General features: G+C 70.0%; 17 protein-coding genes. 13 read left to right on the top strand and 4 right to left on the bottom strand.

The window, feature by feature from the left end:
• The 4 genes from AB0J12_RS35245 to AB0J12_RS35260 all read left to right on the top strand — a co-directional run.
• Positions 1-499 (top strand): IS3 family transposase (locus tag AB0J12_RS35245; RefSeq protein WP_363268753.1); only part of this gene is annotated, 499 nt, incomplete at its 5' end.
• A gap of 92 nt (positions 500-591) precedes the next feature.
• Complete coding sequence (locus AB0J12_RS35250; RefSeq protein WP_363268754.1) at positions 592-1,143, top strand: hypothetical protein; 552 nt, start codon at positions 592-594, stop codon at positions 1,141-1,143.
• A gap of 4,494 nt (positions 1,144-5,637) precedes the next feature.
• Positions 5,638-6,288: an HAD family hydrolase gene (locus AB0J12_RS35255; RefSeq protein ID WP_363268820.1), complete on the top strand. Its 651-nt coding sequence runs from the start codon at positions 5,638-5,640 to the stop codon at positions 6,286-6,288.
• A gap of 4 nt (positions 6,289-6,292) precedes the next feature.
• Positions 6,293-7,132 (top strand): DUF1932 domain-containing protein, encoded by an 840-nt coding sequence (locus AB0J12_RS35260; RefSeq protein ID WP_363268755.1) that lies wholly within the window; start codon positions 6,293-6,295, stop codon positions 7,130-7,132.
• A 7-nt stretch (positions 7,133-7,139) separates the two neighbouring features.
• Here AB0J12_RS35260 and AB0J12_RS35265 read toward each other — a convergent pair whose 3' ends face one another.
• The 4 genes from AB0J12_RS35265 to AB0J12_RS35280 all read right to left on the bottom strand — a co-directional run bounded on the left by AB0J12_RS35265 (position 7,140) and on the right by AB0J12_RS35280 (position 10,321).
• Complete coding sequence (locus AB0J12_RS35265) at positions 7,140-7,706, bottom strand: guanylate kinase (RefSeq protein WP_363268756.1); 567 nt, start codon at positions 7,704-7,706, stop codon at positions 7,140-7,142.
• Positions 7,703-8,740 (bottom strand): AAA family ATPase, encoded by a 1,038-nt coding sequence (locus AB0J12_RS35270; protein WP_363268757.1) that lies wholly within the window; start codon positions 8,738-8,740, stop codon positions 7,703-7,705. Before AB0J12_RS35270 ends, AB0J12_RS35265 begins: the two co-directional genes overlap by 4 nt.
• A 267-nt stretch (positions 8,741-9,007) precedes the next feature.
• Positions 9,008-9,772, bottom strand: a complete 765-nt coding sequence (locus AB0J12_RS35275) for a GntR family transcriptional regulator (RefSeq protein WP_363268758.1) — start codon at positions 9,770-9,772, stop codon at positions 9,008-9,010.
• Between the two features lie 3 nt (positions 9,773-9,775).
• On the bottom strand, positions 9,776-10,321 hold the full coding sequence (locus AB0J12_RS35280) for a UTRA domain-containing protein (RefSeq protein WP_363268759.1): 546 nt from the start codon (positions 10,319-10,321) through the stop codon (positions 9,776-9,778).
• Between the two features lie 230 nt (positions 10,322-10,551).
• On the opposite strand from AB0J12_RS35280, the gene AB0J12_RS35285 reads away from it, so the two are divergent.
• The 9 genes from AB0J12_RS35285 (at position 10,552) to AB0J12_RS35325 (ending at position 16,322) form a co-directional block, all read left to right on the top strand.
• Positions 10,552-10,947, top strand: a complete 396-nt coding sequence (locus tag AB0J12_RS35285) for a hypothetical protein (protein ID WP_363268760.1) — start codon at positions 10,552-10,554, stop codon at positions 10,945-10,947.
• A 39-nt stretch (positions 10,948-10,986) separates the two neighbouring features.
• A complete protein-coding gene (locus AB0J12_RS35290) occupies positions 10,987-11,295 on the top strand; it encodes a hypothetical protein (RefSeq protein WP_363268761.1) in 309 nt (102 codons plus the stop codon).
• Between the two features lie 265 nt (positions 11,296-11,560).
• Positions 11,561-12,220, top strand: a complete 660-nt coding sequence (locus AB0J12_RS35295; RefSeq protein WP_363268763.1) for a hypothetical protein — start codon at positions 11,561-11,563, stop codon at positions 12,218-12,220.
• 141 nt (positions 12,221-12,361) lie between these two features.
• Complete coding sequence (locus AB0J12_RS35300; protein ID WP_363268764.1) at positions 12,362-12,538, top strand: hypothetical protein; 177 nt, start codon at positions 12,362-12,364, stop codon at positions 12,536-12,538.
• 391 nt (positions 12,539-12,929) lie between these two features.
• Positions 12,930-13,238 carry a WhiB family transcriptional regulator gene (locus tag AB0J12_RS35305; protein ID WP_363268765.1) on the top strand — a complete coding sequence of 103 codons (309 nt, stop codon included), beginning with the start codon at positions 12,930-12,932 and terminating at the stop codon, positions 13,236-13,238.
• A 112-nt stretch (positions 13,239-13,350) separates the two neighbouring features.
• Positions 13,351-13,602: a hypothetical protein gene (locus AB0J12_RS35310; RefSeq protein ID WP_363268766.1), complete on the top strand. Its 252-nt coding sequence runs from the start codon at positions 13,351-13,353 to the stop codon at positions 13,600-13,602.
• A 102-nt stretch (positions 13,603-13,704) separates the two neighbouring features.
• A complete protein-coding gene (locus AB0J12_RS35315) occupies positions 13,705-15,426 on the top strand; it encodes a DUF2637 domain-containing protein (protein ID WP_363268768.1) in 1,722 nt (573 codons plus the stop codon).
• Between the two features lie 114 nt (positions 15,427-15,540).
• Entirely contained in the window at positions 15,541-16,017 is a 477-nt protein-coding gene (locus tag AB0J12_RS35320) for a hypothetical protein (protein ID WP_363268769.1), read from the top strand.
• Entirely contained in the window at positions 16,014-16,322 is a 309-nt protein-coding gene (locus AB0J12_RS35325; RefSeq protein ID WP_363268770.1) for a hypothetical protein, read from the top strand. The genes AB0J12_RS35320 and AB0J12_RS35325 overlap by 4 nt, the downstream gene beginning before the upstream one ends.
• Positions 16,323-16,830 lie beyond the last annotated feature (508 nt).

Consider the following 16,830-nt stretch of genomic DNA (forward strand, 5'->3'; position numbering starts at 1 on the left):
CGGCGACATCACCTATCTCCCGCTGGAGGGCGGGAAGTTCCTCTACCTGGCCACCGTGATCGACCTCGCTTCGCGCCGTCTGGCCGGCTGGGCGATCGCGGATCACATGCGCACCGATCTCGTCACCGACGCTCTGGCCGCCGCCGAACGCACCCGCGGCAGTCTCGCCGGGGCGGTCATGCACACCGACCACGGGGCCCAGTACACCAGCCGGGCCTTCGCCGACGCCTGCCGCCAGGCCGGCGTCCGCCAGTCGATGAGCGCGATCGGCTCCAGCGCGGACAACGCACTTGCCGAGTCCTTCAACGCGACGTTCAAACGCGAGACGCTCCAGGGCCGCAAGCACTGGTCCAGCGAGCGCGAGGCCCGCCTCGAAGCGTTCGGCTGGCTGCACCGCTACAACACCCGACGCCGTCACTCCCGCCTCGGACACCGCAGCCCGATCGCCTACGAAGCAGCGTCCCGAACAACACCAACTACGCTGACCTCAGCCGCATAACCCGTGTCCAGGACTCGGGGTCAAGGCCCCGGTTCGCGGATCGGGGTCAGGAGGCCGTTGCCCTGGTCAGCCGGACCGAAGTGGTTGCCGCAGTGCGCGATGCAGTTGAACGCGAAGAGTGGGCTGAAGCTCTCGTTGCCTCATACGTGTGGGGCCAGGGAAGAACGGCATACGGGCCCCATCGCCTAGAGGACATCTTGGCGGCCGCTGCGGTCAACACGGTCATCGCGCGAGCTGTGGCAGCACTGCTCGAACAGGACGCGGTCGCCGCGTACAGAACCATGCGCGGAGCGGTTAAAGGCCTTGGCCCGGCGTTTTTCACCAAGCTCCTGTACTTCCTCGCCCTGGCGCTGCATAGTTCCCACCCACCTTGCGCGCTGATTCTTGACCAACGGGTCGCGAGGGTCGTGCGAACTCATGCAACCCAGGTCGGGATGGGTATGGGCCTTCCCACTCCTGCGGCAACGGCGGCGTGGATTTGGTCGGACTGGGGCTGGACGCCACACCGGTATGCCGTTTACCTGCGGTGGATGACCGCGGCAGCCGGCCAGCTTGTCTCGACCGGGGTCAGGTGGCCCGATTCGCTGAGTCCGGACCTGCTCGAGCTGGCGCTCTTCAGTGGAGTCTGGGATCCAACCAACTGAAGACCCGTTCTTTTTTCGCCCTTGGGACGGCCCCCCTTAAGCGGCTCCGGGGCGACGGTGCAGGTCTGCTCCACGCAACGTCGGGGATGGCCCGTGAACGACATCAGGCCGAACAAAGCCTGCATCCTGCTCCCCGCACACGCGGGGATGGTCCCGCGGCGCTGGCATGGGCGAGGTGGTGCCCTGGCCGCTCCCCGCGCACGCGGGGATGGTCCCGAACCCACCCCGGATGAGTGGCGTGAGATCTTCTGCTCCCCGCACACGCGGGGTGACCCCTCGGGCGGGTCGACGGGCGTGGGTGCCTGGCTCTGCTTCCCGCACACGCGGGGATGGTCCCCAGGCCGCCAACTTCGCCGACGGCAGCAAGGACTGCTCCCCGCGCATGCGGGGATGCTCCCGCCTTCATGTAGCGGGCGAACAGGTCGTCGGTCTGCTCCCCGCGCACGCGGGGATGGTCCCTTCGGTGAGGAGGGCGCGATGATGATGTACGGCTGCTCCCCGCGCATGCGGGGATGGTCCCCGGCCCTCGAAGCGCCGGACGACTTCGCCGAGCTGCTCGGCGCGCATGCCCTGACCTGCACAAACTGCTCCCCGCGCGTGCGGGGATGGCCCAACGACGACACCTTCTGCGGGCGCCAGGTCACCTGCTCCCGCGCATGCATGGATGGTTCTTGCTGGAGGGTGAAGGTGATCGTCTCGGTGCGCTGCTCCCCGCGCACGCGAGGATGGTCCCAGGTCGAAGCGGCCGAGGACCTGGTGATCGACCTGCTCCCCGCGCACGCGGGGATGGCCCCGAGCCACCCATGCACATGGTGGGGCGCGTCATCAACTGCTCCCCGCACATGCGGGGATGGTCCCCACCGCAAGGAGGCGGCCGTGGCCCAAGGAGTCTGCTCCCCCCGTATGCGGGGATGGTCCCGCGGACTCCTCCACGCCCGCAACTGGGCCGCCCTGCTCCCCGCGCATGCGGGGATGGTCCCAAGCGGGAGCGGCACAAGGCGCTGCGCATCGCCTGCTCCCCGCGTACGCGGGGATGGTCCCGCGGCGGACTACTGCGCTGAGGTCGTCCAGCGGGCGGGCGGCGAGCTCGGGCAACAGGTCCGTCCACGGCGCGGGCACGGCCGCCTCGGTCCGGACCGCCGCACGCTCGCGTAGCTGCTCCAGCCGAGCGGCCAGCAGGTACTGGGCGGTGCGCTCCCGGGCCGCGTCGGCGGCCTTGGTCGCGGCGGCGACGGCGTCCGCGCCGTGCGGGTTGTGCTTGTACCAGCGGCGCCCCTGCTCGGTCTTGTACGCCCGCCGCGCCTCCGCTTCGGCTTCCTCGGTCCGTCCGAGCCGTCCGAGGGCGCGGCTGCGGTACTCCGGCAGGGCCTGCTCCACGGCCTGGAGGGCGGTGAAGGCGAGCGCGGACGCCGACAGGACCGGGTCCGCGTCCAGCGCGCCGGGCTCCATGAGCTCCAGGAACTCACGCCGCGCCCGCTCGATGTCGGCCTCCAGCGATGCCCGGACGTGGGCGGCGACGGCGGCGACGTCGCCTGGGTCGTCCAGGTCGGCCGACCAGGTCGCGGCGATGAGCCCGGCCTCCACGATCGCCGCCTCGGTCCGGCGCCTAAAACCGCACGCCTCGCACAGGCCGGCCGACCGCTGAAGCTCGCAGTCCTCGCACGGCAGGGCTTGGCGCACCGCGTCGGCGGCGGCCGCGGCCTGGCGCTCGCGCTCCGCCTGCTCCTGGGCAGCCGCACGGGCCGCATCACGGCGGGCCTGCTCCGCGCGGGCCTGCTGACGCCGCCACACGAAGTCCTCCGCCTCAATGGCCGCCTGCTCCCGCAGCCGCTCCTCGAGGACCCGGCGGCGCTCGCCCTTGGTCAGGCCGGGCAGCTCCCGGTCGACCTCCGCCGCGATCTTCGCTCGCCGGGCCCGCCGGATGTGCACCACGTTGCAGCAGTTCTCGCACTCGCCGCCCGTGTCCAGCCGGATCCCGTCATCGCACCGGCGGTCCGAGCACGCCTGACGCTGCACCAGTCCACGCCGCATCAGCCATGGGAACGGGCGGTCGACCAGGGCTTCGCCGCCGGTCTCCCCCAGCCGGTCGGTGAACCGGTCGGCCAGCAGCCGCGGCGCCATCTCCGGCCGCTCCAGCATGCCCGCCAGCCGGGTCAGCTCCGCCTGAGCGGCCACCTCCACCTGGCCCTGCTGCCAGCCCGACAGCCGCTCCCACAGCCCCGCGACCGGCCCCAGAGCCACCCGCAGACCAAGATCAGCCGGAAGGCCCACCCTCCGCTGCTGCTGCGCCTTTTCCCAGCCCAAGGCCTTCGGCCGGTCACCGACCCCAATCCCCGCAGCTGGCCGCCGATTACGCCCTTCGACCAGGGACTCCTTCGGCTTTTCCCCGCGCAGCGGGCCGTCCTCGGCCACCGCTGGCGCCAACTCCGCAACGGCCCTCCCCCCGTCGGCGGCCTGGTCCTCGCGCACGCACGCGCGCTCCGGCCGACGGCCTTCAGCCCCACGGCCTTCGCCGGAAAAACCACAAGAGAGCTGCGGGGGACCTACGGGAGTAACCACAGAAGCGTGGTCTGCGTGGAGCTCTGCACCATCGGGACGCTCCTGATCCCCGGCCTTACCCGCCTGCTCAGCACCGCCGATCCCAGACGTACCAAGGGCACCAGCAGCACCGGTCAGACCATGATCTCCGACTGCACCACCAGGACGCTGCGAAAACACCGCTCCATGGCCCGAAACGGCCTCCGCAGAGGTCAGAGTGCGGCCGTAGGCGCGTGCCACTGGCAGCAGCATCACCTGGCCCCGACCGCGCATCCGCGTCGCCGTCGCCTTGTGCTGCCGCGCCACGACACCGGCCTCCGTCAGCCGCGCCAGGACCTTCCGCGCCCCCGAGGGCGAGCAGCCCAGCAGCCGAGCCAGGGTCGCGGCCCCGCGGCCTTCCCTCGCCTTCACCGAGCCGCTGCACAGCTGCAGCCAGCCCGAGGCCCGGGTGTTCAGCACCATCAGCAGCAGCCCGAGCCGGTCGGTGGCCGCACCCTTGCCCGTCCGGCCGGCCAGCAGTCCGGCCGGGATCGGCGCCTTGTCCTTCGGCGTCCAGCCCGGTCCGAACAGCACCTCACACAGGCGCAGCAGCGTGGCCAGCTCCGCCTTGTTCAGCGCCAGCGGGTGAGCGGCCCCGCCGCTCTTACGGGCCCTCCACAGCGGCATGACCAGGCAATCCAGCCCGGTCGGGTGCCCCTTTGCGTCCGTCACCACCCTCGTGTGCACGGCATCGGACTTCCGCAGCGGGGCCAGCACGTAGCGGTGGACACTCGACTCGCCCACCCCCAGCCAGCGGCCCAGCTCCGCCGCCCAGATTGACGTCTGGTTGTCGTTCTTCTCACCCTTCGGCGCCCGCGACTTCGCGTACAGCACCACGGCCGCCAACTTCGGCGCGTCCTTCAACCCGGCGATCGACGGGTCCGCCAGCAGCGCCTGGACCGCGGCGAGCAACCGCAGCCGCATCGCGCGACCAAGACGCAGCGGGTCCTCGGGGCCCTTGCTGTCCGGCTTCCCGGAGGCTGGCACGGACCGCAGCGCGGTCCGCTGCCCGGGAAGGACTGGAACGTCGACCAAGGCGTCGTTGATGGATTCCGGCAGCGTCGCGGCCGCCGCTGCGAACGCGCTCACCGTGGGCTCCGAGTCGTGCTCAGGGAGGCTGCGTCGGCACGAAGTGCCGTAGATGACAGGGCCCAGAAGTCGCGAAATCGAATCAAACGGGCGTAGCTGGGCTGGAAAACGGCATGACAGTCCTGCACAATGACTCCTGTCGTGGAGGCATCGCCAAAACGGCATGACGAAGCCCCCTAGAGGTGCTTCGTGGTTCTGGGAGAACCAGTACGAGTGTTCGGATCCGGCTGCTAACCGGTCCGGACGACCCCTTCGACCGGGGCTGCTAACCCGGTCGGTGACATTGGGGGCGCTCAGCCGAGGTGCGGCTAACACCTCGAGGACTGGGCGTCCCGGCGGCTATGGGTCCCGCAGAGGGCGCCGCCACGCATCACGTGGCTACGACGATTCGGCCTCCCGAGCGGAGATCTGCCCCTGCTGCCCACCAGCACGGAAGGCGGAGTGCCCGAAGGGCCAGAGGCCGCTCCGGAGCAGGGCGGTCACGAGGCCGCTGCTGGAACGCGGGCGCCCCCCCGGAGCGACGCGTGTGGGTCGCTTCAACGGCGGGGTGGTGTGTGTCCGCGTGCGGGTCCGGGTACCCTTCATCGCGCGACCTCCTTTCTCACCAAAGGGGGTTCGCCGGGCCGGGATCTCCCGGCCGAGAGCCCTCGGGACTTGCTCAAGGTCCAGGGGGCTTTTTCTGTTGCAGTTGATCAGGTCCAGGGACACCCTACTCCCCCTGCGTACCACCGGGTGACGGTACGTGACGACGTGTCGGGCGCGCTTGTGCGAGATCACCACACGGACGGGACGGGCAGCAGCATCGCCAGGAAGGTACGGTTCCTGCCCGTGGCCCGACTCGCCCTCTTCGACCTCGACAACACGCTCGTCGACCGGCAGACCGCCGTGAGTGACGCCATCGCAGCCCTGTGCCTCGCGCACGGCTACGGCACAACCATCGAGCAGCGGCTGCGCGACGAGTTGGCCGACCGTGCGAACCCAGGCGACTTCGTCCGGCTGCGCGCCGCCTTCGGTCTGAAGGAAGCCGCCGAGCGGCTGTGGCAGGAGTACGTCGACCTGATGGCGGCCGCCGTCACCTGCCCCCCGGAGGTCCTCAACGGCCTGGTGCACCTGCGCGAATCCGGCTGGACGATCGGCATCGTCACCAACGGAGCCTCGGACATCCAGCGCGCCAAGCTCACCGCAGTGGGCCTTGCCCATCTGGTCGACGGCGTCGCTGTGTCCGGCGACCTCGAGATCCGCAAGCCCAACAGGGAACTCTTCGACCTCGCGGCAACCCGCTGCGGCACGAACCTTCTTGATGGCGGCTGGATGACTGGCGACAACCCGGCCGGTGACATCGGCGGCGGCCGCGAGGCCGGCCTGCGCACCATCTGGCTCCGCGGCCGCCCCTGGCCTGACAGCCTCCCGCCCGCGGACCATGCCGTCGACGACGTCACCGACGCCATCAATATCCTGCTCAACGAGACCTCGGAGTAGCACCGTGGCCGAACCGACCGTCGGCATCCTCCACCCCGGCAGCATGGGCGCCGCCGTGGCGGCCTGCGCCGCGACGAACGCGGCCAGGGTTCTGTGGTGCTCGCAGGGCCGCAGCCCCGCCTCGGCGGCGCGCGCCGAGCAGGCCGGGCTCACCCCGGTATCCACGCTCCACGAACTGCTGGACCAAAGCGGCATCGTCATCAGCCTCTGCCCGCCGGCCGCCGCCGAAGACCTGGCCCGCGAAGTCGCCGGGCACGCCTTCGACGGGACGTACGTGGAGGCGAACGCCATCAGCCCGGACAGAGCGGAGCGGATCGCCAGCCTGCTCGGGCCGAACACGACCGCCGTGGACGGCGCCGTCGTCGGCTCCCCACCCGTACGCGGCAAGACGCCGACGCTGTATCTGTCCGGGCCGACCGCCGCGACGACCATGGTGGAAGCTGTCTTCGTCGGTACGGCGGTCCGCACGAGGGTGCTCGGAACGCAGGTCGGGCAGGCGTCCGCGCTCAAGGTGTCGTACACCGCGTTCCAGAAGGCGTCGCGCGTGCTCGCGGCGCTCGCGACCGGGATGGCACGCCAGTACGAAGTCGACCAGGAGCTCCTCGAGGTCGCCGCCCGGCGCAGCACCTCGTACCTGGCCGAGCCCGAGTACATCCCCAAGGTGGCGGCGCGCGCCTGGCGCTGGGGCCCGGAGCTGGAGGAAGCCGCCGACACGCTTGCCGCGGCCGGCCTCCCGCCGGAGATGCTGCGCGCGGCCGCCTCCACGATGGCACGGTGGCACGACGCCAAGGACGACAGCGACCTCAGTGTCGCTGACGCCCTGGAGCAGCTCGCCGAGCCGTAGCCCGCGCTCATCCCGTCGCCGCTCCTGCCCGCCGGACCAGTTGGTCGATGAGCCGCGCCGACTTCTCCGGCGCGGTGTCCGACGTGTCCACGTTCAGGTCCCAGGCCATGTCCGGGTGCGCGTCCAGGTCCTCGCGGGTCGCGTCCCACGCCGCCAGGCGCGCCGTCGTGTCAGCGTCGCCCCGGCCCTCGGACCGTTGTGCGGTCACCTCGCGCGGGCACCACAGCAGCACCACCGTCCAGTCGGCCGGGTAGCCGTCGACCAGGGCGCGGATGCCGTCGACCTGCCCGAGGTGCACCACCGGCACCCCGGCCGCGAATGCGTCGTCCAGGCCGGGACGGTCGATGACGTAGGTGTTGCCGTACCGGCTGTTCACGTAGACGACGTCGCCCGCGGCCTCCAGGGCCGCCAGCTGCTCGGCCGTGCCCATCCGGTAGCCGACGGCTCGGCCCGAGCCGACCTTGAGTCGCGCGAACTGCCCGTACCGCTGGTCGAGCTGGGCGAGCGCCGCGGTCACGGTGTCCTTGCCCGCCGCCGGCGGTCCGTACAGGACGACTCCCTTCAGCTGGCTCACGCGTACATCGCCCCCATCGCCTGCCGGGCCTGGTCCGCGAGCGAAACCGCGGCACCCATCCGGTTGTCGACCACCAGGTGCGGCACCGCCGGACGCAGGTCCAGGTCGATCGTGGACATGTACTCGTCCCAGCGCTGGAGCTTCCAGGCGTCCCGGGCCGCAGAGCGGAACGTGATGTATTCGCGCATCGACTCCTGGTCGCAGCGCACCCACACGGGGAACACATCGACGCCCATGGACGCCGCCCGGTTAGTCAGACGCTGCATCCAGGCAGGGTCGGTCAGCTCCGCAATGAAGGGAGCGCTGAGTACGGTGCTGATCCCACACCGGACGTTGGCCATGGCGGACTGCATCAGACAGTCGTACTCCAGCGGGCGGACCTCGTTCCGGTACAGGTCGGTGTGCCTGTCATTCGGGTCACCACCCAGCGCGATCAGCAATTTCTCCACCAGCGGGCGGGTTAGCGGGTCCTTGTCGAGCAGCGGCCAGCCGGTGAGCTGAACGAAGAACCTCGCCAACTCCGTCTTCCCCGACCCGGCGAAACCGCCGACCACGATCAGGACGGGGCGGTGCGGGTCACCGCCGGTGTGCCGGCGCTTCCACGCGTCGATGATCCGCTGCTGCAACGCGAAGTGATCGGCGTCCTCAGTCCCCGGCGCGATGCGATGGATCGCACGCTCCACCGCGAGAACGTGGTTGCTGGTCAGGCCGGCGTCGAGGGGGGTCACCTTGAACGATGTCTCCTCACCCGGCAGCGCATTGCGGAAGCCCAGGTCGGGCTCCGTGGCCCGGTAGAGGAGGCAGTAGGCGCGGCGGTAGTGCGGGCCCGGGTAGACCTCGCCCTGCTCGTGCTGCCACAACGTCTGAGGATTCGCGGCGGGGATGCCCTTCAACTGGGCCCGCTCGGCGACCTCACGGAGACGCTCGCCGGCCTTCTCCAAGGTCAGGCCGTGAGCCTCACGCTGCTCTCGCAGCCGGTCCGGCCTCCACCCCGCTCGGTGCTTCCCCACCCTGGCTCCCTCCGTCGTCGTCATGGCCGCGAGCCTAGGGCTACGCCCCGAAAACCCGTGTGTACGCGGGTGTTGAAAACCTGTGTACGACGCCGTGCACGGGCTTCGACAAGCCGCTGTGATGTTCCGTTCTCGCCGGAGCGAGTGTGATGGCCCCCACAAAGCGACGCATTGAGGGGGCACAGCACGGTGGAACGATCGAGCGCCACATCAGACTACTACCTTAAGTCGCTGGCGCTTAAGGTTTCGAGTGAAGGTTCTCGATCTGATGGGGACCGTGTGGCAGCGCCTTCAGGGAACCTTGACGGTGTATCGCATGCGGTACCGGTGGGCGGCCTTGGCCAGCAACGAGACTTCGATCGGGCGCTCGTTGTTCGAGTACACGACGCGGAATGTCATCATCACCGGCATGTCCTTCGGCAGCTCAAGCGCGACCACCTCTTCTTCGGTGGGGATCTCCGAGGAGACCTCGTCGACGAACGAGACGGGCGGGTAGCCGAGACCGGCGAGCAGGGTGGGGGTCCCACCTCTGATCTTTCGGCGCTCCATCATGGCCGTCCCCTCCGCCAGCTCAAGCGGGTAGTACGACCGTGTCAGCTCTGTGGGCTCGTCGTCCAGGAACAGGATCTGCTTGCGAAGCAGGGCCTGGCCGTCGTCGTCGAGGCCGAGGGCCTGGCGAACTTCGTATGGCGGCAAAACGGTCTCGACGTCCAGCAGCGTCACGGATCCCCGCTGCGAACGCTTCTCTGCCTCGCTAATCCAGCGGTACGGCTGTCCCTCGCCCGCAGGAGCCATGTAGACCTCGGGCGCAATGGATCGCTGGGTGCCGCCCCGCACGAAGACGCCTTTGCCCGGCTGGCCGACCAGGAGCTGCTCCTCCTTGAGCATCTGCAGCGCCTTCTGCACCGTGGTGCCGGCGACGCCGTACTCCTCCATCAGGGCTGGCGTCGAAGGCAGCTGATCTCCAGGGCGCAGGTCCCCCCGCGTGATCTGCCGCCGCAGTCTTGCCGCGATCTTTTGGTGAGCCGACCTCGGGTCTGTGAACGGCCTCGCCATATCTCAGCTCGCCTCCTTCCTCTGTCGGTAGCGGAGATGCCGCGTCATCGTCATGACGCTCACCTCCATGGGCTCTCCGGTGGTGGACCTGGTGAAGCGCGTCAAGATCAGGACGGGCGAACCAGGTCGCAGGCCCAGCGCCTCGCAGTGGCTGGGAGAGGCGATTTCGGCAGCAACATCCTCAAGCGGGCTGTCCTCCGGGATGAACCCCATGCTCGCCAGAAGCGTGATGGCACCGCCCCGGATCTTTTCGGCCTCGGCGAGCTGCGTGCCGCGGGCAACGCGCGCCGGGTAGTAGGAGTCGGCCAGCTCGACCGGTTCGCCATCCAGCAGGATCAGTCGGCGTCGGACTACTGCCTTTTCCTCCGGGCCCATCTCGAAGAAGTCACGCACGGCATTCGGGGGGTCAACCTCTTTCACTGCGAGCAGCCGCTGGGTGCCGCGGCGTCCGCGCGCAGCGGCTTCCGAACTCCAGGCGTCACGTTCCCCCTCCCGGCGGGGCGTGAGGTACGGCTGGGCGTCCCCGATCCACGCATCATCGCTGCTCACGCTCATTCCTCTCAGCCAGCCGACCTGTGCCAGAACCCTAATGCTCTGCGACTTGAACCAGCACGGTGCACCGTAAGCCTAGCCACCTTAAGGCTTATCGCCTTATGGTCTCATGCAGGTCGACCCGGAAGGGACAGGCCGCCGGGAGGCGCTCGTTCCGCCTGCCTTAGCGCACCTGAACGACGGTGTCCTGCCCTACGGCGGACCCATACCGAAAGGAGCACCGCACCGTGAAGATCACCCGCCGCCCCACCGCTGGCCTTGCCCACGAGGTCTTCGACGCCGAGACCATCGCGCTCCTGAACGCGCTCGAGGTGGAGCTCCCGGACTTCGGCAACATCGACCTGGACGTCGCGTTCGGCACGCCGCTGGAGATGTACGAGGCCGGAGTCCTGCCCCACGAGCAGCTGGACGGCCTGGACATCTACGCCGCGATCGAGGCGATCGAGGCCCGCGAGAACCGACTGGCCGCCGCCCGCGACATCGCCACCGACGCGGCCGTCACCGCCCTGGTCCGCGAGCGCCTGGTCGACGTCCTCGTCCCGTACGCCGCCCAGCTCAACCTCACGAACACGGACGTGTCCGCTTCCCGCGGCATCGTGACCGCCGCCCCGCTCGCCGCCTGACCACCCGCCGCTCCGCCGAACCGAGGGGACCCGATCGCGATGCAGACCCCGGACGCTTTCCGCGCCGCGCACGGCGACGTCACCACCTGGTCCGCCGCAGACTTCGACAGCTACGAGCACTCGCTGGAGGCCACGAGCCCGGCCTTCGCCGACGCCATCGCCACCGGCCGGTTCGTCCTCGGTCGTCACGCCGAGGGCGACCAGGTCGTGGTCGACCTCGCCACCGCCGAGGACCTGGCCCAGCATCGCGACGTCGGCACCCTCCACCACCTCATCGGCGGCACCGCCCGCAGCGACAAGACCGGCCAGGCCGTGCTGTTCGCACAGATGCGGCGCCTGGCCAGCTGATCGTTCGACGCCTTCTATCGGGGCCGCGCCGCGGCACGGCCCCGGTGGTGGGCGCCGGACCTCACGGTCCCGCAGCTCCTCAACTTCATACGTCTGGCTGTCCGTGCTTACACGCAGGCCGGGGTGACGAGTACGACGCGGTCCCCCGAGAGCAGCAGCCAGTTGCGCCACCCGCAGCCGTTGCGCTGCCTGTCCGTCACAGACCGCCCGCCTCCGCGGGGACGGCCTGCGGCGGGCGGAGAACGCAACAGCAAGGGAGACGAACATGCGTCACAACGGACGTGCCCCCATCCCGGCCAGCCAGATGCGGCCCGAACACCTCAGCCTCCGCGAGAACGAGCCGGTCCTCGTTGTCTGCCCAGACTGCGACACCTGGCACCGCCTCAAGAGGTCGATGATCCTCCCCCACCGCGACGGCACCCCCGTCGAGAAGACCGAGCGCCGCTACCTCGGCGACAAGCCCTTCGGCGGCCGCCGCTGCGACGGCAGCGCGCAGCGCATCATCATCGACATCACCTCCGAGGAGTGGACCGAGCGCCTGCTCGCGGCCGAGACTACGGCCGCCGGCCGCCGCACCACCCGCCCCATCCGCAAGCCACGCCCCCAGGCCCCGCCCGCGCCGGTCCAGATGCCCGCCGCCACCCGCCCGTTACGCGAGCAGCTCGCCGAGCACCTGCAGAGCGACTGCCCCCGCTGCCGCGCCGGCCGCTGCGCCCGCGTCATCGAGCTGCGCCAGCGGATCCGCCGCACCACCCAGATCGCCACCGCCCCACCCGCCCCGATCTACGGCCAGCTCCGCACTGCCTTCCGGGAGCACCACGCCTCCTGTCCGCCGTGCAAGAGCGGCGCAGCGTGCGACGCAGGGCGCAAGCTCGCCGCCCGGATGACCAGCATCGCTCGGGGGCAGCTGGCCCGTACCGCCTGACCTCGGACGATCGCCCACGGCCGTCCCCACCTTGTCTCCTTGGTGGGGGCGGCCGTGGCTGCTCGTATGACAGCCAACACGACGACAGCCCCGGTGACTTGGAACCCCCCGGGGCTGTCCAGGACCTGACTGGAGGACCTGATGCAGCACAGCATGGCACGCTCCGTGCCGCAGCCGTTGGGCGGGATCATCGACGACATCGAGCGCGAGGACGACTCGAAGGGCTATGAGCCCGAGGACGCAAGCCATGTCGACGTCGCCCTGGTGTTCCTGGCCGCCACCGCTCCGGCGCTCGCCGGTTGGGAGGTGGCCGCGTGATTACCAGCCTGACCGACGCTGAGCGCGAGAACCTGTCGAAGAAGAACGCGGAACAGAACAAGAGGTCAGAGGCCAACCGCCGATGAGCGCCCGCCCGACCGACGACCTGTTCGTCCGCTACACGCAGTCGTCCGAGGACTCCACCAAGCACACCGCCGACTGCCCGGCCTGCCAGGGCGAGACGCCGTGCGCGGAGGGGGCGCCGATCCATGATCGGTTCGCCCGCCTCCAGGACACCTACACCGCACGCCCGCGCCTTCCCGGCCGGGGTCGGCGGAGAGCGCCGGGAGCTCCCGCCCGCTCCGGCCGTCAGGCCGCCACAACACGCAACAGCCCCGGGGTGGCCTCCCCGGGGCTGTCTTCTCGCTCTGGACCTTCTGGGAGGCCCCTGATGAATCGCACGTCCATCGTACGCACCAGCTTCGCCCCCTCCGCCGACCTGCCGGTCAACACCAACTGGCGGGAGGACAGCGCGTGCCGCGAGGAAGATCCTGAGCTGTTCTTCCCCGTCGGCAACACCGGCCTGGCGCTCCTGCAGATCGAGGAGGCCAAGGCGGTGTGCCGTAGGTGCCCGGTGCTGGAGCGCTGCGCCTCCTGGGCGCTGGAGATGGGCGAGGCTCACGGTGTCTGGGGCGGCATGAGTGAGGACGAGCGCCGCCGCATCAAGCGCCGCGCCGCCCGCAGCCGCAAGGCTGCCTGATCCGCTCTGACGGCTGCCTGATCCGCCCGCACCGGCCCCCTGCACCACGGCGGCCGGTGCGGGCGGTGACGGGGAGCCGGACGGCCCGGACCGACAGTCGAGGGAGGCCCTCATGGCTACGACGATGACCCCGCTCCAGCCCGGCACGCAAGCCGCCGCCCAGGCGTGCGCTTTCGCGATCTTCGGCAGCGACATCCCGCCGATCGAGCCGGAGGACTGCAAGGGCAGCTGGCGCACCACCCTCCACGTCATCGCGCAGGAGTTTCGAGCCCGCCCCGTGACGCTTTGCGAGACCGGTCGGCCTCCCCGGGCCGCCGGCCTTTTCTTGCGCGCGGCGCGGGTAGAGCCGGTGTCAGTTTCGTGATCAACCGACCGCACGACCGTCGCTTCGGGGACGCACCGCGGTGTTTCGGGAGCAGCCCCCGCCGTTTCGCGCACGCCTGGACGACCACCTCCGGAGGCCCTGATGACCCTCACCGACTGGCCGCGCACCGCGGCTGAACCCGACCCCGAGACGGCTTCACCGGCCGCCGTTTCGGGAACGCCCAAGCCGGTTTCGCGCACACCTGGCATCGTTTCGGATGCGCCGGAGTTCGTTTCGGGGACGGAAAGCGGAACCGGAACGGAAGACTCGCTGGCGAAGCTGACCGGCACCCAGAAGTGGACGGCCGGAGCGATCGTCGTCGCCGCGCTCGCTCTCGCGGGCATCGGCCTGTACCTGTCCTTCGAGCACGTCGCGGAGTTCGCCTTCAAGGAGCTGCGCTTCGGGTCGCTGGGCAAGGGCCAGCTGTTCGCGGTCGGCGTCGACGTCGGCATCATGGTGATGATCGCGGTCGACCTGCTGATGGCCTGGCTCAAGCGCCCCATCAGCTGGATCCGCTACCCGGTGTGGCTGCTGACGGCCGCGACCGTCGTCCTCAACGCCGCGTCCGGCGCCCCGGAGGGGGCCTGGAAGCTGCTCGACTACGTCGCCGCCGGCGCCCACGGCGTCGTGCCGGTCCTCTTCATCATGGTGGTGGAGCTGGGCCGCACCTCGATCGACCGCGTTGTCCGGCCTGACCAGGAAGAACGCGACTCGATCCCGTGGCTGCGCTGGATCCTCGCCCCTGTCGCGACGGCCCGGATCTTCCGCCGGATGCGACTGTGGGGCGTCACCTCCTACCCGGAGATGATCCGCCGCGACCAGCAGCTCATCGCCTACGAGCAGTGGCTCAAGCGCAAGTACAAGGGCGACATCGCCCAGGCCAGCGAGGACGAACTGCTGCCGATGAAGATGGCCCCCTATGGCTACACCGTCGACCAGGCCCTGGCCATGCCCGATGAGCAGGAGCAGGCAGCCCAGGAGCGGGAGGAGGAAGCTGAGCGCCGGCGCCTGGACGCGGAGACGCGCAGCGAGGTCGCCAAGGCGGAGTCCGAAGCGGAGCGGCTGCGCGCCAAGGGCAAGGTGGAGGCGGTCCGCGCAGAGGTCGACGGCCAGACCGGCCAGGCCCGGGCCCACGCCCGAGCCCAGGTCAGCGCCGCAGAGCGGGCCGCTGAGTTGGAGGAGGCGGCGCTGGAGACGGCCGTCATCGCCGAAGCCCGGGCCCGTGAGGCGGAGGCGGAGCGCAAGGAGGCCCAGGAGCGCGAGGCCAAGGCCGAAGCGGACCTGCGGGCAGCCGAGCTGGAACGCCAGGCAGCGGAGAAGCGGAAGGAAGCGGCGGAGGCCGACCGGGTTGCCACGGCGGAGGCGCAGGCGATCGAGACCCAGACCATCGCTGAAGCCCGCGAGGCTGCTGCCGAAGCGAACCGGCGTGCTGCCGAAACGGAGAGGGCCGCTGCCGAAACGCAGCTCGCCACTGCCGAAGCCGCCCGGAAGAAGGCGGAGGAGGAGCGCCTTGCGAAGGTCGCGCTCGCCGATGCCGCGCGTGCCGAGAAGGAAGCCGCTGAAGCCGAGCGGGCTGCTGCCGAAACGCGGCGGGCCGCTGCCGAAGTCGAGCGGCGCGCGGTCGAAGCCGAGGACGTCGCGAAGCTCAAGCCGCGCGAGCGGGCGGTCCGCCGGGTCGCCCGGATGATCCTCGTGGCCGGCGGCGATGCCGACCGGCTGCCGCTGGCCGACATCCAGCACGAGTTGGCGGTCACCTCGCCCGGCACCGCCTCGGAGTACCGCCAGGAGGCAGCCGAGTTGCTCGCCGGCGGCTACCGCCCCTGATCCACCGTCCGGCACACATCAGTGAGGGCCAGCCCGAAGGAAGCGGGCTGGCCCTCGCTGCGACTGCCGGAAGCAGTCACAGCCCCACCCGTACACCAGGAGGGAATCCCCGCCGTGAACAGCAATGACGACCCGAACTACTCCCCTCTGCGTGACGTCGCGCAGAGCCCGGAGGCAACCGCTCGGTACCTGGCCGACGTTCAGCGGGTCCTGCTGGACATCGGCAAGAATCTGGAGACGCTCGCGCACGAGACCCGCGTGCACCTGCGCGACACGCACGTGGAGGGCGACCGCTGGTACCACGCCAGGCTGCGCGCGATGCCCGTCGAAAAGGCCCTCGGGAGCGTGCTCAAGAACCTGAACAACCTCACTGTGGGCCTGGAAAAGAGCGCCTATAAGCGCCGCGCTCACGACGAGGTCGTTGTGAATACGGCACAGGGAAGGAAGGAAAAGGAGCTGGAAAGGCAGCGTAAGAAGAATCCGCAGCTGCTCCAGGCCGCGCCGAATCCGCCGCAGCAGGGTTCGCAGAGCCAGAATGTCGGCTATGGTGGTCCCACGTCGCTTTACGACATGGGTCGGGAGTCGGCGTGAACCGCCCCCTCAGCAGCGCCGAACGCTCCGCGCAGCGGCGCCAGAACTGGCTGAAGGAAGAGGCGACGAAAGCCCGCGAATCTCGCGGCGAGGCAGGGCAGATGGAATTCTGGCTCCGCCTGGCACGATCCCGAATGGCCAAGGACGTTAAAGCCGGTCGCGGCGACGTCTACTCCGGATTCGCGCTGATCTGCCGCCTGTTCATCGCGGCGATGGACGAGCGCGTGGTGGGCAACGGACGGATCTGGAACGACCTGCTGCAGTACGCGGAGCAGGTCGTGGCGAAGTACCCCCCGCGTCACTGAACGTCAACAGCGAAGGCCCCGCCGGGCTCCGGCGGGGCCTCGCGCGCGTAAAGCGTGCACACGTGCACGTGCACACGCGTGCACACAAGACCCCACGCTCTGTCAAGTCCCAGGAGGGAGGCGCACCGTGTCCGATGAGGACGGCACCGGGACCTTGGTCCAAGGCCCCTGGAGCGGTGATTCCACGTACGTGCCACCGCCGATCCCGGATTACGGCGACACCATTCCGCCGCCGGAAGACATTTCCCCGGCACCCCCGGAATCGCCGGAAGAGACGACAATGGAACTGCCGACGATTCCGGCTGCACCGGACCCGTCGACGGCCTTGCGTTCCGAAGGAATTGCGGCGCCGGAAGCCAGTGAAGATGACGGCGAATACGAGGAAGGCGAATACGGGCAGCCTCGTTCTCTCGCTGACCGTCTCGGTGACTGGCTGGAATTCCGGCTGGAAAGGGCGCGGGCGCTCCATGAGGGCGAAGCGCCTTTCCGTGAGGCCGAAATAGCGCGG

The sequence above is a fragment of the Streptomyces sp. NPDC049915 genome, from assembly GCF_040656475.1.
In the GTDB taxonomy this organism is placed as follows: Bacteria; Actinomycetota; Actinomycetes; order Streptomycetales; family Streptomycetaceae; genus Streptomyces.